We start from the raw sequence: 19,443 nt of genomic DNA, 5'->3' as shown, positions 1-19,443 counted from the left end.
GTGGTCGAGGCGTGGGCCCAATTGCGGGACCGGGACCGCAGCCACTTCGGCGATCTCGCGGACGTGCCGGCCCGGGAGCGGCTCGCGCAGATGATGGCGTCACTTCTCGGCGAACGGCAGTGGGCCCAGGAGCGGGCGATGCGGGAGTGGGCACGCACCGACCCGGCTGTCGCCGAGAGCGTGCACGCCGCCGACCAGCGGGTGCTGGGCGCGGTTCGCCGAGCTTTCGAGGATGCCGGGTTCGACGCCGAGGACGCCGCGATACGGGCGAACGCCACGTTCGCCGCGGGCATCGGCTTCCTGCACCTCTCGAACGCGCCGCCGACCCCGGGAACGGCCCGACAGCGGGAACGATTTCTCGACCCCATGCTGAATCCCTGACCCCAAGCCTCCATACCAAACTGGTGCCGGCCCGCTACGGCGACCTCAAGGCCCCGCTGCCGGCCATCCTCGACCCCGTCCGGCTGATGGCGCACGGGTGCGCGTCCACGGCGTGGACCCTCGGCTTCTATGCCCTGCACAACTGGATGCTCGCGCTGTTCAGCGAGCAGGCCCAGAGCGAGGCATTCCGATCGCGCCCCCTTCCTGGCCCGGCGCCCCTGGCACCGACGGGCCGGGGCGTCAGCTGCGACGGCGGGATCCGACTGTCCGGGCGGTGGTCGTGGGCGACCGGCGTGATGGACGGCAACTGGATCATCGTGGGTGCGCTGCGCGAGCGCGTGCCGGGCGATCCGGCGACCATCTATCCCGTGCTGGCGCTGTTGCCGATCGACGCCGTGCGCATCGAGGACGTGTGGCACACCGACGGCATGCGGGCGACCGGTTCCAACGACGTGGTGATCGCCGACGCCTTCCGTGCCGGAGCACCGACTGGTGGCCGTGTCGGACATCTACACAGGAACCGCGCCAGGGGCCGCGCTACACAATGCCGACACCTACCGGTGGCCGATGGTGCCGGCTGGCCCGGTGGCCGATGGTGCCGGCTGGCCCGGTGGCCGCGATGCCCGCCCTGGGCAGCGCAGATCGAGCCGTCGAGATCTACACCGAGCGACTCTCCCAGCAATTCCTGGCCTACGAGGGGGTGATGCAGAAAGACAAGCCTGTCGCCTCCGTGCACCTCGGGCAGGCGCTCCTCCGGCTGCGTTCACTGCGCGGCCTACTGGCCGACACCGTGGGCGAGATCGGGGACATCGTCGCGTCGGGAGACCCGGTCGGACGTCCGGTGCGCGCTCAGGCCAGGCTCGCCGCGGCACATATCGTCCGCGAGTCGCGCACGGTGATCGGCGATCTGCTCGGCGCGTCGGGCGCGAGCGCGCACTCCCTGGACAACCCGCTGCAACGCATCAAACGCGACGTCGACGTCATCGGCGGTCACGTGGTCTTCGACTACGACACCAGCCGCGAACTCGCCGCTGCGCTGACAATGGGGACGGCGGTCCCCCGCACCGCCATGGTGTGAAACCGGCGAACGGAGTTCCGATGACCAGCGTCCGCGACAGCGTCACCAAGTTCTTCCAGAAATATGTCGGGAACCAGGTGATGGGGCGAATGCCGTTCCAGACACTGCTCGAGACGACCGGCCGAAAGTCCGGCGAACCCCGGCGCACGCCGGTGGGCGGCCGCCGGGTCGGTGACGAGTTCTGGTTCGTCTCGGAGTTCGGCGAGAAGTCGCAGTACGTGCGCAACATCAAGGCCGACCCGAAGGTGCGGGTGCGGCTGAAGGGGCGCTGGCACCGCGGCACGGCGCAGCTGCTGCCCGACGACAACGCCCGCGCTCGGCTCCGGTCACTGCCCCAGGTCAACAGCATGGGCGTCCGCACGTTCGGAACGAACCTGCTGACGGTGCGAGTCGATCTCGTCGACTGAAAGAATCGATACCCCACCGCTGTTCACGGTCCTTGGTCGTCTTCGGGGAGTAGGTATCGGTGGGGGTGGGGGTGGTGGTGGTTGTTGACTCTGCTCTGGCCAGTGTCGAGGTCTGGTGGTGGGTGCCATTCGGTGTGGCCTTGGGTGTGTTTCTGGTGGTGGTCCAGCCGCTGTTCTCGATCAGCCGGTTGTCTGGTCCGCAGGCCAGGGTGAGGTCGTTGATGTTGGTTTGGCCGTTGCTTTTCCAGTCCGCGACGGCGTGATGGACCTGGCACTGGTAGCCGGGGGCGGTGCAGCCGGGTCGGGGGCAACCCCGGTCACGGGCCAGCAGCGTGATCCACTGCGCGGGTGAGGCGCAGCGTTTGGCCCTGCCCAGATACAACACTTCGTTGGTGTGGTCGTCGAACACCGCCAGATAGTGGTGCGCGCCGCGGGCGGCCATCCTGCGCGCCGCGGGCGGCCATCCCGATCAGATCCGGTATCGGTAGTTTGGTTCCGCCGGCGGTGACGGCCAGCCCGGCCCCGGATTCGAGCTCGTTGAGGGTCGTCGACGCGATCACCGTGACCGCCAACCCGTGAAGCTTGCCCAACTCGCCCGACGAGAGGACGGCGCGGCCGACGGCTTTGAACGCGTCGTGGTTGCGCTGCGCCTGAGTGCGGGTGTCGCTACACGCGCGGTCACCGCCCTCGGCGGCGCCCCCGTTGTCGGCGGCCGGTTCGCCGTCGGGGTGGCACCTGCCGGGGGCGGCCTGTTTGGCGAAGATCGCTTCCCAGTAGGCGCCGGTCTCGGCGTCGAGCCGACCTCGGATCGATCGGGTGCCGTCGCGTTGCTGTTTGCCCAGGGTGATCCCGCGGTGGTGGCCTGTTCGGACTCGCTGGGTTGGGGACCGTCCTGGTCGATCATCATCCATCATCAACAGTTCCCCGGCGGCGGCATCGAGGACCTCCGGGCCCAGCCCGGCGGCCAGCCCGGCCAACTGGGCATCAGCGACCTCGCGGGTGTCGACATCGACCCAGCCCGGCAGCCTCTTGTGGAACGCGGCGATCACCGCGACATGTTCGGGTCCGATCGCCCCACGGGCCTGGGCGGCGGCGGTGGCCTCCCACACCGGCGGCAGTGGTTGACCGCTCAGTCCGCGCCGCGGGCCCAGGTGCGCGGCCTCGCGCAGCCGGCGTCGGGCGTCTTTACCCGACACCCGCAACGCGGTTCTCAGCACTTTCGTCCACGATGATTCCCCCAACCGGTGCGGCTCGGTCTCGCTGACCAGCCGATTGAGCAGCCGATGCTCCACAGCCGGCAGCATCCAGGTCGCGGCACTCACCCGAGACAGTTCGGTGATGATCTCGCGGTGCGACAACTCCTCGACCGAGGCGGCTTGCAACGCCGCCACCCCGGCCGGGATCGCATCGACCGCACTGGACACCTCACCCATACATCGAACACTAGTTCGAACCACCGACAAGAAGCCCTGCGTGTGGTACAGACACTCAAGTGACGCAAGAGGTTCGACTTCTACCTCTCACCACCCTTGACGGCCGTCAAAGCTAAAACTAAAGTCAGTTTTACTTTCAATCGCCGGGAGGATCCCCATGGAGTCGTTCGTGCACCTACGCAAAAGGGGTCACGCCCCGACGGCTGCACGCCGACCTCGACGGGCTCAAAGACGATGAACTCGGCCGCGGTGGCTTCACCGGCCGCACGGCCAACCTCTACCGCCGCCACGACCCCACGGCGTACCGCACCGTCGGCCCGCTGCGGCCGCTGGACGTGCTGTCGAGCGAACTCAAACCCGCGCGGACGCCACCGACGCGCAGGGAGGTCCCCTGCTGATGTTCTCCAATGCCGACTGTGAAGTACTGCTGTCCCGGCGCGCCGCATCGATGCCGCACTTCGTGCGTCACATCGACGGGATCTGCTGTGCTTCGTCCACGAGGGCACGGGGCTCGTCGAGACCGAGTTCGGACCACTGCGCTATCGCCGGGGCGACTGGCTGTATCTGCCGAAGGCCTGCACGTGGCGGCACGTGCCGGACGACCAGTGCACCTGGCTGATGATCCAGGCCACCGATGAGTTCCGGGTGCCACCGCCCGGCCAGCTGGGACGTCACTTCCCGTTCGACGCGTCGCAGGTGGTGATCCCCGAACCGCAGCCGTACGACGACGACGGCCGCGACGAGTACGAGGTACGGCTGGTGCACTCGCCTGTCGACGGTGTCGGCACCACAACCCTGTACTACCAACACCATCCGCTCGATGTCGAAGGGTGGCGTGGCGACAACTTCGCGTTCACCTTCAACATCGCCGACTACAACGTGGTGACCTCCGACAGCGTGCACCTACCCCCCACGGTGCACCTGTTCATGCAGGCCACCGGGGTGTACATCATGAACTTCCTGCCCAAGCCCGCCGAAGGCGTGCCGGGCACCGAACGCACACCCTGGTATCACCGCAACGTCGACTTCGACGAGATCGCGTTCTTCCACGGTGGATCGCTCTACGGGATCCCGATGCCGCCGGGGCTCATCTCGCATGCGCCGCAGGGGGTCCATCATGGTGCGCCGGAGAAGGCCCGCGAGAGAGCACGCCGCAAGTTCGACGATTTCCAGTCTGTGGACTGGCGGGTCATCGCGATCGACACTCGTCGGCGGCTGGTCCCCTCGGCGGAGATCCTGGCCAACGACCTCGGGCAGCACTGATGCAGAACCAGCAGGCTCCGGTCCGGTACGAGTACGAACGCATTCCCTATCTGGTTGCCTATCAGAACAATTCGACAGTCCGCGACGTCTACGGTGGCGTGGCCGAGTTGGTGGTGCTGGAGAGTTACCTCCTCAAACCGAAGGCGGTGTCTTCCGACACCGTGCTGGTGTTCATGCATCCGATCGGCGGCGGCGCCTACCTGCCGATGATCAACGCGCTGGCCCGCGTCGGTCACCACGTCATCTACTGCAACAGCCGGTTCCGTGGAACCGACTCGGCGTTGCTGATGGAGAAGGTCGTCGAAGACCTCGGCGAGTGCATCAAGGACGCCAAGAACCGGCTCGGCTACTCGAAAGTGGTGCTCGCCGGCTGGAGCGGCGGCGGCTCGCTGTCGGTCTTCTACCAGCAGCAGGCCCAGCACCCCACGGTGACCGCGAGCCCGTCCGGCGACGGCCCTGACCTGACCACACTCGGGCTGATCCCCGCCGATGGCATCATGCTGCTGGCGACCCACATCAGCAGGCGCGGCACCATGACCGAGTGGATGGACGCCTCGATCCTCGACGAGAACGATCCCGGCAAGCGGGATCCCGAGCTGGATCTCTACAACCCCGACAATCCCAACCAGCCGCCGTACACGACCGACTTCCTGGAGCGCTATCACCGGGCGCAGATTGCCCGCAACCGCCGAATCACCCGCTGGGTCAAGGACAAACTCGCCGAGATCAGAGCGAGCGGGCGCCCCGGCGCGGACGCCGAGGAATTCGCGTTCGTCGTGCACGGCACCATGGCCGACCCGCGCTGGCTGGACCCCGCCGTCGATCCCAACGAACGCACCCCGGGAACCTGCTATCTGGGTGATCCTGAGGTGGTGAACATGAGCCCGGTGGGTCTGGCGCGGTTCTGCACGCTGCGCAGCTGGCTGTCGCAGTGGAGCTACGACGACGCCAACGGCGACGCAGTCAAGTGCGGACCCGACAGCGCGGTGCCCGCGCTGATCATCGGAAAACTCGCCGACGACGCATGCACCCCGAGCCACACCCGCCGGATCTTCACCGCGATCGGCCATCCCGACAAGGAGATGCACGAGATCCCCGGCGCGAACCACTACTACGCCGGCGCCGACCAGCACGACATTCTGCGCCAGGCCGTCGGCGTCGTCACCGACTGGCTGGTCCGCCACGACTTCGCGGTGGCCCGATGACGGCAGGGGCCCCGCCGACCGGGCCGCTCGACGGAATCCGCGTCATCGAGGTGGGAACGTTGATCTCCGGGCCGTTTGCAGGTCGTCTCCTCGGGGACATGGGCGCTGAGGTCATCAAGGTCGAACCGCCCGGGTCGCCGGATCCGCTGCGCACCTGGGGGCAGGCCGAGCTCGACGGGCACCACTTCTTCTGGACGGTCCACGCGCGCAACAAGAAAGCGGTCACCCTCAACCTGCGGGAGAGCATGGGGCGGGATCTGTTCCTCGACCTCGTGGAACGCAGCGACGTCATCGTCGAGAACTTCCGGCCCGGCACCCTGGAGAAATGGGGACTGGGCTACGACGTGCTGCGCAAACGCAATCGCGGAATCATCCTGGTGCGGGTGTCCGGGTACGGCCAGACCGGCCCGGAGGCGCACAAGGCCGGTTATGCCTCTGTCGCCGAGGCCGCCAGCGGGCTGCGGCACATGAACGGGTTTCCCGGCGGCCCTCCCCCACGGCTGGCGCTGTCGCTGGGTGACAGTCTGGCCGGGATGTTCGCCGCCCAGGGGGCGTTGGCCGCGCTGTACCGCCGCTCGGTGACCGGGCAGGGCCAGGTGGTCGACGCGGCACTGACCGAATCCTGCCTGGCGGTGCAGGAGTCCACGATCCCCGACTACGACGTCGGCGGGGTGGTGCGGGGCCCGTCCGGCACCCGTCTGGAGGGCATCGCCCCCTCGAACATCTACCCGACGGCGGACGGCAGCTGGGTGGTGATCGCGGCGAACCAGGACACCGTCTTCCGCCGGTTGTGCGGGGCCATGGGCCGGCCCGAACTCGCGGCCGACGAAAGTTTCGCCAATCATGTTGCGCGAGGCCGCAACCAGGACGAGCTCGACAAGATCATCGGATCGTGGGCCGCCGAACGCCAGCCGGCCGACATCATCTCGACGCTCTCTGAAGCCGGGGTGATCAGCGGCCCCATCAACACGGTCGCCGAGGTCGTCGAGGACCCCCAGCTGCAGGCCCGCGGCATGATCGCCGACCACTGGGACGACCGGATCGGGCGGAATGTGAAGGGGCCCGGAGTGGTTCCCGTGCTGTCCGAGACCCCGGGCACCATCCGCCATGCCGGCTCAGCCCGCCCCGGCCAGCACAACGACGAGATCTACCGCGGCCTGCTCGGGATGAGCGAAGCCGAACTGGGCAAGCTGCGGGAGGAGGGCGTCATATGACCGCACCGCCGACACATGTCGACATCCGTGACGTTTCGCTGCGCGACGGGCTGCAGATCGAGGATCCTATTCCGCTGTCGGCCAAGCTCGACCTGCTCGCGGCGATCGCGGCCACCGGCGTGCGGGAGATGGAGGCGACGGCCTTCGTCTCCCCCTCGAAGGTGCCTGCGCTGGCCGATGCCGCCGAACTGGCCGCGGAACTGCACAACTTCGCCGACATCGAGTTCTCCGCACTGGTCGCCAGTCCCAACGGCGCAAAACGCGCCATCGCCGCCGGACTGCGCTCCATCGAGTTCGTGGTTTCAGCAGCCGACGGGCACAGCCGTGCCAACGTGGGTCGCACGTCGGCGGAGGCGACCGCCCAGATCGCCGACATCGTGGCGATCGCCCATGACAGTGGCGTGAGCGTCGAGGTCATCATCGCGACCGCGTGGGACTGTCCGTTCGACGGCCCGACGCCGTCGCAACGGGTCGTCGACATCGTGACCGCCGCCACCGACGCCGGGGTGGACCGGCTCGCGATCGCCGACACCATCGGCACCGCAACCCCCCGCCGGGTCAGCGAGCTGATCGACCTCGTCCGTCCGGCAAGCGCAGATCTGCCCCTGGGCGCACACTTCCACAACACCCGCGGGACCGGCCTGGCCAGCGCATACGCCGCGGTCGGCGCCGGTGTCACCCGGCTGGACGCATCCGTCGGCGGGCTCGGCGGCTGCCCGTTCGCCCCTGGCGCCAGCGGCAACATCGCCACCGAAGACCTGGTGTACCTGTTGCGCGACAGCGGTGTCGAGGTGGACGTCGACCTGGAGAAGGCGATCGCCGCGGCCGAGGTCGCGCAGAACGCTGTCGGGCACGAACTGCCCGGCGCACTGCTGCGCGCCGGTGACCGGATCCTGGGTTAGCGGACGTGGCGCCCGGACCGTCAGCCACGTTGAGCGCAAAAGGCCGTCAAACCCGGCTGGCCCTCGAGCAGGCCGCCCGGAAACTGTTCGCCGAACGCGGCTTTCACGGCACGACCCTGAGCGACATCACCTCGGCGGCGGGCAAGTCGCCTGCGGCGTTCTACCGCTATTTCGCCGACAAGGAGGATCTTCTCGCCGCGCTGGCCGAGTCCTTCCTGCGGGAGGTGGTGACACCGTCGGGGCTGAGTCTGAAGCTGCCTGAGTCGCCCGATGACGACGCCTTCTTCACCGGGGTGGTGACCGGGTACTGGACGATGTTCAAGCAGAACATCGGCATCATGATCGCAGTGGCGCAGCTGGCGTCCACCAAGCCGCGCTTCGCCGCCGTCCAGAACGAGTTCCGTCGCTTCGGTGTCGACATCGTCGCCGCCTCGGTGCGGCGCGCGCAGGAGCAGGGCTACGGCGGCGAGCTGAACCCGGAGTACACCGCCGCCGCGATAGCGCTGCTGTTCGAGAACTTCACCACCGTCTTCGTCGGCACGTCGGGCCTCGGCATCGACATCGGCGACGAGGACGCCATCACCACGTTGTCACGCATCTGGAAGAAGACGCTGTACGGGTTCTAGCACCACCGCCAACGAAGACACGCCAACGAAGACCGCCAAAGGAGATCACTGTGGATTTCAGCCTTCCGGACCACCTTCCCGGGTTGCTCACCGAGATGGACGCGTTCATCGAGGCGGAGATCAAACCACTGGAACGCGAACATATCCAGTACTTCGACCACCGTCGTGAGCATGCCCGCACCGACTGGGACAGCGGCGGTATCCCGCGGCGGGAGTGGGAAGACCTGCTCGCCGAGATGCGCAGGCGTGCCGACGGGGCGGGGTGGCTGCGGTACGGGCTGCCGTCCCGGTTCGGCGGCCGGGACGACAGCAACATCGACATGGCGGTGATCCGGGAACACCTGGCTCACAAGGGACTCAGGCTGCACAACGACCTGCAGGCCGAGTCCTCGATCGTCGGCAACTTCCCAGGTGATCATGATGGACCGGTTCGGCACCGAAGCTCAGAAGAAAGAGTGGACCGATGCCCTGAGCACCGGTGAGCGGTCGATGGCGTTCGGGCTCACCGAACCCAACCCCGGATCTGACGCCACCTGGCTGGAGACCACCGCAGTGCAGGACGGTAAGAATGGATCATCAACGGCGCCAAGCGGTTCAAAAAACACCGGTGTCCGTCGCGCCACCCATGACCTGGTGTTCGCCCGCACATCGGGTGAACCGGGTCAGGCCCGAGGCATCAGCGCATTCCTGGTGCCGACCGACACCCAGGGTTTCTCGGTCCCGTACTACTGGTGGACGTTCAACATGCCCACCGATCATGGCGAGGTGGTGCTGGACAACGTCCGGGTGCCCGCCGAGGCGATCCTCGGGGAGGCGGACCGCGGCCTGGAGGTCGGGCAGACGTTCCTGCACGAGAACCGGATTCGTCAAGCGGCGAGCAGTCTCGGGGCTGCGCAGTACTGCATCGACCGGGCCGTCGCCTACGCCGGGGAGCGCACGGTGTTCGGTAAGCCGCTGGCGGTCAACCAGGCGGTGCAGTGGCCGCTGGTGGAGCTGCAGACAGAGGCACAGATGGTGCGGCTGCTGGTGCGGTTCGCCGCGTCCGAACTCGACGGCAACCACCACATGGAGGTCTCGGACAAGGTGTCGATGGCCAACTATCGTGCCAACCGCCTGGTGTGTGAGGCCGCGGACCGCGCGATGCAGGTGTTCGGCGGTGTCGGATACAGCAGGCATGAACCGTTCGAGCACATCTACCGACACCACCGCCGCTATCGGATCACCGAGGGCGCCGAAGAGAAGAGAGCACCGATGAGCGATACGCTGGCGCGCGCTCTCGTGCAGGTGCTGGCGCCGGTTCTCGGTGAGGTCAGCGTCGAGGACCTCCAACCCACTGACCGGCGGCGCTTCCAGGATCACCTGGGCGTTCACCGCTGCGCACCCCGACCGTCGGCGTGCCCTCATCCTGCGCACCGGCGCCGGTGACGACATCCATGCGGGCATGGAACTGGAGGCCCTCGTGCAGCAACGGGCTGCCGCCGCGGGCGCACCGGTCCCCCACATCCTGACGGCCGACAACGCGCCTGCCGCCCTGGGTAACCCGTACCTGATCTGTGACGCGGTGGCCGGCGAAACCATCGTGCGGCGCATCCTGCGCGGGCTCGATGACGCCGGCAGATCGCGGCTACTCGAACAATGCGCCGCGGCACTGGCGGCGATCCACCGCGCCGATCCGGACGGGATCGGGTTGACCGCCCCCGACGACCTCGCGGCGTACCCGGCTGGACGAGATCGGCGACACCACGGCCACTTTCGAGTGGGCGTTCCGTCGGCTCGCCGACCGGCGCCCTGATCCGTCGCCGATGCGGTTGGTGCACGGCGACTTCCGGATGGGCAACCTGATCGTCGACGAATCCGGACTGGCTGCGGTGCTGGACTGGGAGCTGACCCACATCGGGGAGGTGTACGACGATCTGGCGTGGTTCTGCATCCGGGCGTGGCGGTTCGGCGCGCCGCTGACGCTCGGCGCCGGTGGTCTCGGCAGCGTGGAGACGTTCCTGCGGGCCTATGAGACGGCGGCGGGGACGGCGGTGGACCGCGACGCGTTCCGATGGTGGCTGACCGTGGCGACGTTGCGGTGGGGCGTCATCTGCAGGCACCAGGCCGAACGGCACCTCTCCGGCGAGCAGCGCTCGGTCGAGCTCGCGGCGATCGGCCGTCGGGTCAGCGAAACCGAATGGGACATATTGGATCTGCTGTCCGGAGGGGGACCGCGATGAATGCATTCTCCGGGCGACCCACCGCCGCCGAACTCGTCGCCGCAGTCGCCGACTTCCTCGACGATGAGGTCCGTAGCGCCTGTGACGGGCAGGCCGGTTTCCACGCCCGCGTCGCAGCCAACGTGCTGCGGATCGTCGAGCGTGAACTGCGCGACGAGACGGCAGGTGAGGTGGCTGAGGCGTTGGCGGACCTGGGATTCCCCGACGAGACCGCGCTGTCGGACGCCATCCGCGCAGGCCGGTTGGATGACCGGGGTGACGAGGTGATGGCAGTGCTGAGACTGCTGGTGCGACACCGGTTGTCCCTCGCACACCCCGGGTACGATTCCCCGGGATGAGGCAGGCGTTATTTCCTGCGGATCCGAGCCAACCAGGCCGGCTCGTCGACCCGGGTGCCGACCTCCAGCCCCAGTTGCTCGGAGTGCACCTCGGTGACGAGACCGCGGTAGGTGGTCGCGGCCAAGTCCTCGATCTCCCACCCCGCACCGAACGCGTCCCGGATGGTCGCCTCGCTGACCTCGGGCCCGAAGCCGCGCCCGGCGTCGGACAATGCGAGCACGAACACGGCCGCACCGGGCCGGGTTGCGGCGTGCAGACTGCGCACGTACGTCGCGCGGTCAGCGTCGTCGAAGATGTGGAACAGCGCGCTGTCGACGATCGTGTCGTAGCCGGGCGCGTCGCCGAGGCGCAGCGCGTCGGCGACCTCGAAGCGGGCGCCCACACCCTGGTCTTCGGCGTTGCGCCTGGCCTGCTCGACGGCTGCGGGCGCGCCGTCGACGCCGAGCACGTCGACGCCGCCGCGAGCCAGCAAGATCGTGTGCTCGCCGGTACCGCACCCGACATCGAGCACCCGGCCGTTGATGGCGCCCGCGGCGGCCAGGTCGACGATCACCGGTTGCGGCTCGCCGATCACCCACGGCGGGGTCTGGTTCTTGTAGAACTCGTCGAATCGGGAGAGTGTGGGCGTCTGGTCCATGCACCCAGTGTTCAACCTGAACCGGAGTTGAGGTCAACAGGATGTCTGAAACCGATCTGCGCACCACCGCCGACGTCGCTGACCGGCTGTTCGACGCGATCGAACGCGGCGACATCGCCATGGTGGAGCAGCTGTTCAGCCCCGAGGTGGCAGTGTGGACGACCGGTGACGAGCGACCCAGCGACCGCGCCACGTCGGTGCGGATCATCGCCTGGTTCGTCAACGCCACCGTCGACCGGCGATACCAGATCCTCGACCGCCAGTTCTTCGACGGCGGCTTCGTCCAGCAGCACATCCTGCACGCCAACGGCCGTGCGGACGCGTCGATCGCCATGCGGGTGTGCATCGTGATCAAGCTGGACTCCGACGGCCTGATCAGCAGCATCGACGAGTACTTCGACCCGGCGGCGATCGCCCCGCTGATGGCCGCCGACCGCTGACCACCGACTCGCCGACCAGGCAGGCGTTTTCGGTGCCGTCACCTCGCCGCGGGGCTACCATCGCGGCATGGCTGCGCCCACGGTGACCCTGCGCGTCCTGGTCTACAGCGACAACCCCAGGACCAGGGAGCAGGTACGCCTCGCGCTGGGTAAGCGGGTGCACCCCGAACTTCCCGAACTCAGCTACGTCGAGGTCGCCACCGCCGCGATGGTGATCAGGCAGATGGACGAGGGCGGCTTCGATCTGGTGATCCTCGACGGTGAGGCCAGCCCCGTCGGCGGAATGGGCATCGCCAAACAGCTCAAGGACGAGATCGATCTGTGTCCGCCGATGCTGGTCCTGACGGGCCGACCCGACGATGCGTGGCTGGCCCGCTGGTCCCGCGCCGAGGCCGCGGTCCCCCATCCGATCGACCCGATCCGGCTGGGCGACGCGGTCGTGTCGCTGCTTCGCACCACCGTGTGACCGAATCCAACACGGGATTACTTGTCGCGCTTGCCTTTTCGCGGCAAAGCGACATCGCCGAACGGCGCCAATAGCGATACTAACCAAAATGAGTGGCTTGCATCCAAAACATGGTTAGGCTGTGGGGCAGCTCACATCGACAGCCCCCGAGGAGCGCCTGCGCAGCATGAATTTGTACACGCCGATCCTGGTGCTTGGCGCGATCGCTGCCGTGTTCGCCGTCGGCTCGGTGGGCATCGCGCTGCTGGTCGGACCGAGGCGCTACAACCACTCCAAGCTCGAGGCGTACGAGTGCGGGATCGAGCCCATGGACGTCTCCGATCCGGCCGTGGCCGCGACCGCGCAGCGCTTCCCGATCAAGTACTACCTGACGGCGATGTTGTTCATCGTGTTCGACATCGAAATCGTCTTCCTCTACCCGTGGGCGGTGGCGTTCGACAGCCTGGGCGCCTTCGGTGTCGTCGCGGTGGCGCTGTTCTTGTTCAACGTCTCGGTGGCATATGCCTACGAGTGGCGACGGGGAGGTCTGGCATGGGACTAGAGGAAAAATTACCGGGCGGGATCCTGCTCTCGACGGTCGAGAAGGTCGCCGGCTACGTGCGGAAAGGGTCACTGTGGCCCGCCACCTTCGGCCTGGCGTGCTGCGCGATCGAGATGATGGCGACCGCCGGGCCACGCTTCGACATCTCACGTTTCGGCATGGAGCGGTTCTCGGCGACACCGCGCCAGGCCGACCTGATGATCGTCGCCGGGCGCGTCAGCCAGAAGATGGCGCCGGTGCTTCGGCAGATCTACGACCAGATGGCCGAGCCGAAGTGGGTGCTGGCCATGGGGGTGTGCGCGTCCTCCGGCGGCATGTTCAACAACTACGCGGTGGTCCAGGGGGTGGATCACGTGGTTCCGGTGGACATCTACCTGCCCGGCTGCCCGCCCCGACCGGAGATGCTGCTGCACGCGATCCTCAAACTGCACGACAAGATCCAGCATATGCCGCTCGGCGTGAACCGCGAGGAGGCGATTCGGGAGGCTGAACAGGCTGCGCTGGCGGTTCAGCCGACGATCGAGCTGAAAGGCCTGCTGCGGTCATGACCGTCGGAGATGGGGACTCGCAACCCGAGGTCATCGGCGTGCAGCGCGGCATGTTCGGCGCCGAGGGCACCGGCGACACCTCCGGCTACGGCCGCCTCGTGCGGCCGGTGGCACTGCCCGGCGGTTCGCCGCGGCCCTACGGCGACTACTTCGACGACGTCGTCGACACGTTGGTCGCCACGCTCGGGGACGAGGCGTTCGCTGCCGCGATCGAGCGGGTGGTGGTGTTCCGTGACCAGCTCACCCTGGAGGTCCGACGCGAGCACCTCCCCGCGGTGGCTCAGGCGCTGCGCGACGACGCGGGCCTGCGGTTCGAGTTGTGCCTGGGCGTCAGCGGGGTGCACTACCCCGAGGACACCGGCCGTGAGCTGCACGCGGTTTATCCACTGATGTCGATCACCCACAACCGGCGCATCTGTGTCGAGGTGGCGGCCCCCGACGCCGACCCCCACATCCCGTCGCTGTTCCGGGTGTACCCGACCACCGACTGGCACGAACGCGAAACCTACGACTTCTTCGGCATCATCTTCGACGGTCACCCCTCGCTGACCCGCATCGAGATGCCCGATGACTGGGTCGGCCACCCGCAGCGCAAGGACTACCCGCTCGGCGGGATCCCGGTCGAGTACCACGGCGCCCAGATCCCCCCGCCCGACGAACGGAGGGCCTATCGCTGATGACCACATCACAGAGCATTCCCGGCCCGGCTGAACGGGTGGTCGTCGTCGGCGGACAGGACTGGGAAGAGGTCGTCATCGCCGCGAGGCAGAACGCCGCCGAGCATGCCGGGGAGCGCATCGTCGTCAACATGGGCCCGCAGCACCCGTCGACGCACGGGGTGCTGCGCCTCATCCTCGAGATCGAGGGCGAGACCATCGTCGAGGCCCGGTGCGGGATCGGCTATCTGCACACCGGTATCGAAAAGAACCTGGAGTTCCGGAACTGGACCCAGGGCGTGACGTTCGTGACCCGGATGGACTACCTGTCACCGTTTTTCAACGAGACGGCCTACTGCCTCGGTGTGGAGAAGCTCCTCGATGTCACCGACGAGATCCCCGAGCGCGCGTCGGTGATCCGGGTGATGCTGATGGAACTCAACCGGATCTCGAGCCACCTGGTCGCCCTGGCCACCGGCGGCATGGAACTCGGGGCGATGTCGGCAATGTTCCTCGGCTTCCGGGAACGCGAACTGATCCTGTCGGTGTTCGAGTCCATCACCGGCCTGCGGATGAACCACGCCTACGTGCGGCCCGGGGGCGTCGCCGTCGACCTGCCCGACGACGGGCTCATCCAGGTCAGGGACCTGCTGGAGCTGCTGCCGACACGGCTGCGAGACCTGGAAGACCTGCTCAACGAGAACTACATCTGGAAGGCCCGCACCCTGGGGATCGGCTATCTGGATCTGACCGGGTGCATGGCGCTCGGGATCACGGGCCCGATACTGCGCTCCACCGGTCTGCCGCACGATCTGCGCAAGTCGCAACCCTATTGCGGTTACCAGACATACGACTTCGACGTCATCACCGACGACCGTTGTGACTCCTATGGCCGCTATCTGATCCGGGTCAAGGAGATGCGTGAGTCGATCAAGATCGTCGAGCAGTGCGTCGAGAGGCTGGAGAAGCTCGCCGGCCAACCCGTGATGATCGAGGACAAGAAGCTCGCCTGGCCCGCCGATCTGACAGTGGGCCCCGACGGGCTGGGCAATTCACCCGAGCACATCGCCAAGATCATGGGGCACTCGATGGAGGGCCTGATCCACCACTTCAAGTTGGTGACCGAAGGGTTCCGGGTGCCCGCTGGCCATGTCTATGTCGCCGTCGAATCACCCCGCGGCGAGCTTGGGGTGCACATGGTGTCCGACGGGGGCGCCCGCCCGTACCGGGTGCACTACCGCGACCCGTCGTTCACGAATCTTCAAGCCGTGGCTGCGATGTGCGAGGGGGGAATGGTCGCCGACGCCATCGCCGCGGTGGCGTCGATCGATCCGGTGATGGGCGGGGTGGACAGGTGACGGGCGTTTTCCTCGAACTCGGGCAACGGCCCGACGAGCCCGGACCGCCGATCCACGGGACGGCGAGTTACCCCGCAGACGTCGCATCCCGGCTCGCGGCCGACGCCGCGGTGATCATTGCGCGTTACCCGCAGTCACGCTCGGCCCTGCTTCCACTGCTGCACCTGACACAGTCCGAGGACGGCTGCCTGACACCGGCTGGAATCGCCTTCTGTGCCGAGCAATTGGGCCTGTCCCCGGCCGAGGTGACCGCGGTGGCGACCTTCTACTCGATGTACCGACGGACCCCCACCGGGGATTACCTGGTCGGTGTCTGCACGAACACCTTGTGCGCGATCATGGGCGGCGATGCCATCCTCGACGCTCTGCAGGAGCACCTCGGGGTGGACGCGGGTCAGACGACCGCGGACGGCAAGGTCACCCTCGAACACGTCGAGTGCAACGCCGCCTGCGACTACGCGCCGGTCGTGATGGTCAACTGGGAGTTCTTCGACAACCAGACGCCGCACTCGGCCCGCGATCTCGTCGACGCGCTGCGCAGCGGTGAGCTCCCGAAACCCACACGCGGAGCGTCGTTGTGCAGCTTCCGCGACACCGCGAGAGTCCTCGCCGGGCTGCCGACCGCCGACCGGGAGGCCGACGGTTCACTGCCCGGCGACGCCAGCCTGGCCGGGCTGCGATTCGCTCACCGACACGACATGGCCGCGCCGGCACCGGACTCGTCCGGATCGGAGGCGGTCACCACCCGCGAAGGGCAAGCCGCCGGCGACGACGAAGCCCATGCAGCCGAGTCCGCCAGGGACGAACCCGCGCCGGCGCCTTCGGCCGATGTTCCGGCCGGGCCGTCGACACCAGAAACCGACCCGAAGGCGACGGATTCGTAGATGACGCCACTGACTCCCGTGCTCAGCCGGTTCTGGGACGAGCCGCAGCCCTGGTCGCTGGACACCTACCGTCGCCATGACGGGTATCAGGCCCTGGACCGGGCTCTGGCCATGAGCCCCGACGATGTCATCACGATGGTCAAGGACTCCGGGCTGCGGGGCCGTGGCGGCGCCGGGTTCCCCACCGGCACCAAGTGGTCGTTCATCCCGCAGGGCGATGAGGGCGCCGCGGCCAAGCCCCACTACCTGGTGATCAACGCCGACGAGTCCGAACCCGGTACGTGCAAAGACATTCCGTTGATGATGACGACCCCGCACTTCCTGGTGGAGGGGGCGATCATCGCGGCGTACGCGATCCGGGCGCACCACGCTTTCATCTACCTGCGCGGGGAGGTTCTTCCGGTACTGCGGCGGCTGCAGGCCGCGGTCGCCGAAGCCTACGCCGCGGGGCACCTGGGTACCGACATCCACGGTTCCGGGTTCGATCTCGACCTCGTCGTGCACGCCGGTGCGGGTGCCTACATCTGCGGCGAGGAGACCGCGCTGCTGGACTCGCTGGAGGGCAGACGCGGTCAGCCCAGGCTGCGGCCGCCGTTCCCCGCGGTGGCGGGCCTGTACGCGTGCCCGACGGTGGTCAACAACGTGGAGTCGATCGCCAGCGTGCCGCCCATCCTGCTCAACGGGATCGGCTGGTTCCGCTCCATGGGTTCGGAGAAGTCGCCCGGTTTCACGCTGTACTCGCTGTCGGGGCACGTCACCACACCCGGCCAGTACGAGGCGCCGCTCGGGATCACGCTGCGCGAGCTGCTCGACTACGCGGGCGGTGTCCGGGCCGGACACACCTTGAAGTTCTGGACACCGGGTGGATCCTCGACACCGCTGCTGACAGCCGAACACCTCGACGCGCCACTGGATTACGAGGGGATGGCCGGCGTCGGGTCGATGCTCGGCACCAAGGCGCTGCAGATCTTCGACGAAACCACCTGCGTGGTGCGGGCGGTGCGGCGCTGGACGCAGTTCTACGCGCACGAATCGTGCGGCAAGTGCACCCCGTGCCGCGAGGGCACCTACTGGCTGGCGCAGATCTACCAGCGGCTCGAGGACGGCACCGGGACCCCGGCCGACATCGACAAGCTCCTCGACATCTCCGACAGCATCCTCGGCAAGTCGTTCTGCGCCCTCGGTGACGGCGCCGCCAGCCCGATCGTGTCGTCCGTCAAGTACTTTCGCGACGAGTACGAGGCACACCTCGATGGCGGCTGCCCGTTCGATCCGTACGCGTCGATGCTCGCCGCTCCGGAAAGGGTGGGTGCATGACCATCGCTGAGCACAACCACGACGCGCCTCCCGTCGAGATGGTCACGCTGACGATCGACGGGGCACAGGTCAGCGTTCCCAAGGGCACCCTGGTGATCCGCGCCGCCGAGTTGATGGGGGTGCAGATCCCCCGGTTCTGCGACCACCCGCTGCTGGACCCGGTCGGTGCGTGCCGGCAATGCCTGGTCGAGGTCGAGGGACAGCGCAAACCGATGGCGTCCTGCACGATCACCTGCACCCCGGACATGGTGGTGCGCACCCAGTTCACCTCCGAGGCCGCCGACAAGGCGCAGCACGGCGTGATGGAGTTGCTGCTCATCAACCATCCGCTGGACTGCCCGGTCTGCGACAAGGGTGGTGAGTGCCCGCTGCAGAACCAGGCGATGTCCAACGGCCGCCCCGAGACCCGCTTCGAGGATGTCAAGCGCACCTTCCCGAAGCCGATCAACGTCTCGTCACAGGTGCTGCTGGACCGTGAGCGGTGTGTGCTGTGCGCCCGGTGCACCCGGTTCTCCGACCAGATCGCCGGTGACCCGTTCATCGAGTTGATGGAGCGGGGCGCGCTGCAACAGGTCGGGATCGCCCCGGGCGAACCGTTCCAGTCGTACTTTTCCGGCAACACCGTGCAGATCTGTCCGGTGGGGGCGCTGACCGGTGCGGCCTACCGGTTCCGGGCGCGGCCCTTCGACCTGGTGTCGAGCCCGAGTGTCTGCGAACACTGCGCATCGGGTTGCGCGCAGCGCACCGACCACCGCCGCGGAAAGGTGTTGCGCCGCCTGGCGGGTGACGATCCCGCGGTGAACGAGGAATGGAACTGCGACAAGGGCCGGTGGGCCTTCACCTACGCGACCGTCGGTGACCGGATCACCACGCCGCTGGTGCGGGACGCCGATTCTCCCGACGGCGCGTTGCGCCCGGCGTCGTGGTCCGAAGCGCTCACGGTGGCCGGGGCGGGGTTGGCGGCGGCGCACGGCAGGGCCGGGGTGCTCGTCGGCGGGCGGGTGACGGCCGAGGACGCCTACGCCTACGCCAAGTTCGCCCGAATCGTGCTGGGCACCAACGACGTCGACTTCCGCGCCAGGACGCACAGCGCCGAGGAGGCCGACTTCCTGGCCGCCCACATCGCCGGCCGGCCGATGACGGTGACCTACTCGGATCTGGAGAACGCACCGGCGGTGCTGTTGGCCGGGCTGGAACCCGAGGAAGAGTCGCCGATCATCTTCCTGCGACTGCGCAAGGCGGTGCGAAAGCGCGGCCTGGCGGTGCACTCGATCGCGCCGTTCGCCTCCAGCGGCCTGACGAAGCTGTCGGGACGACTGATCAGCTCCGGCCCGGCAGGCGAGGCGGATGCGCTGGACCGGTTGACCGACGACGAGTCGCTGACGGTGCCTGGGTCGCTGATTCTGGTCGGTGAACGGCTGGCGATCTTCCCGGGCGCACTGTCGGCCGCGGGACGCCTCGCCCAGGCCACCGGGGCACGGCTCGCCTGGGTCCCCCGGCGCGCCGGTGAGCGGGGCGCGGTGGAGGCC

The 19,443-nt window shown here is 67.9% G+C and carries 20 protein-coding genes and 4 pseudogenes; 22 read left to right on the top strand and 2 right to left on the bottom strand.

The annotated features are described in order from the left end of the window. The 4 genes and pseudogenes from WA944_RS20390 to WA944_RS20375 form a co-directional block, all read left to right on the top strand. Nucleotides 1-381: TetR/AcrR family transcriptional regulator (locus WA944_RS20390; protein ID WP_526647288.1), on the top strand; the 381-nt coding region annotated here is incomplete at its 5' end. Beyond that, nucleotides 354-1,459 (top strand): annotated as a pseudogene (locus WA944_RS20385) (acyl-CoA dehydrogenase family protein). The gene WA944_RS20390 and the pseudogene WA944_RS20385, both read left to right, overlap by 28 nt. A gap of 20 nt (nt 1,460-1,479) precedes the next feature. After that, nucleotides 1,480-1,866 (top strand): nitroreductase/quinone reductase family protein, encoded by a 387-nt coding sequence (locus tag WA944_RS20380; protein WP_526368382.1) that lies wholly within the window; start codon nt 1,480-1,482, stop codon nt 1,864-1,866. 65 nt (nt 1,867-1,931) lie between these two features. Beyond that, nucleotides 1,932-2,129 carry a hypothetical protein gene (locus tag WA944_RS20375; protein WP_526608398.1) on the top strand — a complete coding sequence of 66 codons (198 nt, stop codon included), beginning with the start codon at nt 1,932-1,934 and terminating at the stop codon, nt 2,127-2,129. A 54-nt stretch (nt 2,130-2,183) separates the two neighbouring features. Here WA944_RS20375 and WA944_RS20370 read toward each other — a convergent pair whose 3' ends face one another. Continuing rightward, nucleotides 2,184-3,299 (bottom strand): DUF222 domain-containing protein, encoded by a 1,116-nt coding sequence (locus WA944_RS20370; RefSeq protein WP_526608396.1) that lies wholly within the window; start codon nt 3,297-3,299, stop codon nt 2,184-2,186. A gap of 157 nt (nt 3,300-3,456) precedes the next feature. Here WA944_RS20370 and WA944_RS20365 point away from each other — a divergent pair. The 9 genes and pseudogenes from WA944_RS20365 (at nt 3,457) to WA944_RS20325 (ending at nt 11,066) form a co-directional block, all read left to right on the top strand. Continuing rightward, a pseudogene (locus WA944_RS20365) lies at nt 3,457-4,562 on the top strand (homogentisate 1,2-dioxygenase). Beyond that, nucleotides 4,562-5,767 carry an alpha/beta hydrolase family protein gene (locus tag WA944_RS20360; protein WP_526368378.1) on the top strand — a complete coding sequence of 402 codons (1,206 nt, stop codon included), beginning with the start codon at nt 4,562-4,564 and terminating at the stop codon, nt 5,765-5,767. The pseudogene WA944_RS20365 and the gene WA944_RS20360 overlap by 1 nt, the downstream one beginning before the upstream one ends. Next, nucleotides 5,764-6,981 carry a CaiB/BaiF CoA transferase family protein gene (locus WA944_RS20355; protein ID WP_526647287.1) on the top strand — a complete coding sequence of 406 codons (1,218 nt, stop codon included), beginning with the start codon at nt 5,764-5,766 and terminating at the stop codon, nt 6,979-6,981. Before WA944_RS20360 ends, WA944_RS20355 begins: the two co-directional genes overlap by 4 nt. Then, nucleotides 6,978-7,883, top strand: coding sequence for a hydroxymethylglutaryl-CoA lyase (locus tag WA944_RS20350; RefSeq protein WP_526368374.1), 906 nt, complete (start codon nt 6,978-6,980; stop codon nt 7,881-7,883). The genes WA944_RS20355 and WA944_RS20350 overlap by 4 nt, the downstream gene beginning before the upstream one ends. 5 nt (nt 7,884-7,888) lie before the next feature. After that, the gene (locus WA944_RS20345) at nt 7,889-8,509 is read left to right on the top strand and encodes a TetR/AcrR family transcriptional regulator (RefSeq protein WP_526368372.1); all 621 of its coding nucleotides are present in this window, start codon (nt 7,889-7,891) and stop codon (nt 8,507-8,509) included. A gap of 50 nt (nt 8,510-8,559) precedes the next feature. Then, a complete protein-coding gene (locus tag WA944_RS20340; RefSeq protein ID WP_526608389.1) occupies nt 8,560-8,991 on the top strand; it encodes a hypothetical protein in 432 nt (143 codons plus the stop codon). Then, nucleotides 8,927-9,688: pseudogene (locus WA944_RS20335) on the top strand (acyl-CoA dehydrogenase family protein); the annotation flags it as partial. The gene WA944_RS20340 and the pseudogene WA944_RS20335, both read left to right, overlap by 65 nt. 72 nt (nt 9,689-9,760) lie before the next feature. Then, a pseudogene (locus WA944_RS20330) lies at nt 9,761-10,728 on the top strand (phosphotransferase family protein). Next, complete coding sequence (locus WA944_RS20325; RefSeq protein ID WP_526608385.1) at nt 10,725-11,066, top strand: DUF6285 domain-containing protein; 342 nt, start codon at nt 10,725-10,727, stop codon at nt 11,064-11,066. The pseudogene WA944_RS20330 and the gene WA944_RS20325 overlap by 4 nt, the downstream one beginning before the upstream one ends. An 8-nt stretch (nt 11,067-11,074) precedes the next feature. Here the strand turns inward: WA944_RS20325 and WA944_RS20320 are convergent, their stop codons facing one another. Beyond that, nucleotides 11,075-11,704, bottom strand: a complete 630-nt coding sequence (locus tag WA944_RS20320) for a class I SAM-dependent methyltransferase (protein WP_526368364.1) — start codon at nt 11,702-11,704, stop codon at nt 11,075-11,077. Between the two features lie 41 nt (nt 11,705-11,745). Between WA944_RS20320 and WA944_RS20315 the strand changes: the two genes are divergently transcribed. The 9 genes from WA944_RS20315 to WA944_RS20275 form a co-directional block, all read left to right on the top strand. Further along, on the top strand, nt 11,746-12,144 hold the full coding sequence (locus WA944_RS20315; RefSeq protein ID WP_526368362.1) for a nuclear transport factor 2 family protein: 399 nt from the start codon (nt 11,746-11,748) through the stop codon (nt 12,142-12,144). Nucleotides 12,145-12,211: 67 nt separating this feature from the next. Beyond that, nucleotides 12,212-12,610 (top strand): Rv3143 family two-component system response regulator, encoded by a 399-nt coding sequence (locus tag WA944_RS20310; RefSeq protein WP_526368360.1) that lies wholly within the window; start codon nt 12,212-12,214, stop codon nt 12,608-12,610. Nucleotides 12,611-12,776: 166 nt separating this feature from the next. Continuing rightward, entirely contained in the window at nt 12,777-13,151 is a 375-nt protein-coding gene (locus tag WA944_RS20305) for an NADH-quinone oxidoreductase subunit A (RefSeq protein WP_526368358.1), read from the top strand. Continuing rightward, complete coding sequence (locus tag WA944_RS20300; protein WP_526368356.1) at nt 13,142-13,699, top strand: NADH-quinone oxidoreductase subunit B; 558 nt, start codon at nt 13,142-13,144, stop codon at nt 13,697-13,699. The genes WA944_RS20305 and WA944_RS20300 overlap by 10 nt, the downstream gene beginning before the upstream one ends. After that, on the top strand, nt 13,696-14,376 hold the full coding sequence (locus WA944_RS20295) for an NADH-quinone oxidoreductase subunit C (RefSeq protein WP_526368354.1): 681 nt from the start codon (nt 13,696-13,698) through the stop codon (nt 14,374-14,376). The genes WA944_RS20300 and WA944_RS20295 overlap by 4 nt, the downstream gene beginning before the upstream one ends. After that, the gene (gene nuoD / locus WA944_RS20290) at nt 14,376-15,713 is read left to right on the top strand and encodes an NADH dehydrogenase (quinone) subunit D (protein ID WP_526368352.1); all 1,338 of its coding nucleotides are present in this window, start codon (nt 14,376-14,378) and stop codon (nt 15,711-15,713) included. Before WA944_RS20295 ends, nuoD begins: the two co-directional genes overlap by 1 nt. After that, nucleotides 15,710-16,597, top strand: coding sequence for an NADH-quinone oxidoreductase subunit NuoE (nuoE, locus tag WA944_RS20285; protein ID WP_526368350.1), 888 nt, complete (start codon nt 15,710-15,712; stop codon nt 16,595-16,597). Before nuoD ends, nuoE begins: the two co-directional genes overlap by 4 nt. Beyond that, nucleotides 16,598-17,914: an NADH-quinone oxidoreductase subunit NuoF gene (gene nuoF, locus WA944_RS20280; RefSeq protein WP_526368348.1), complete on the top strand. Its 1,317-nt coding sequence runs from the start codon at nt 16,598-16,600 to the stop codon at nt 17,912-17,914. It abuts the gene before it with no gap. Then, on the top strand, nt 17,911-19,443 hold a 1,533-nt coding region (locus tag WA944_RS20275; RefSeq protein ID WP_526647286.1), incomplete at its 3' end, for an NADH-quinone oxidoreductase subunit G. The genes nuoF and WA944_RS20275, both read left to right, overlap by 4 nt.

Origin of the sequence: Mycobacterium sp. (genome assembly GCF_049683355.1) — a bacterium.
Lineage (GTDB): Bacteria > Actinomycetota > Actinomycetes > Mycobacteriales > Mycobacteriaceae > Mycobacterium.
The sequence above is the reverse complement of the archived record's forward strand: the minus strand, read 5'-3'. Positions and strand labels throughout refer to the sequence as shown.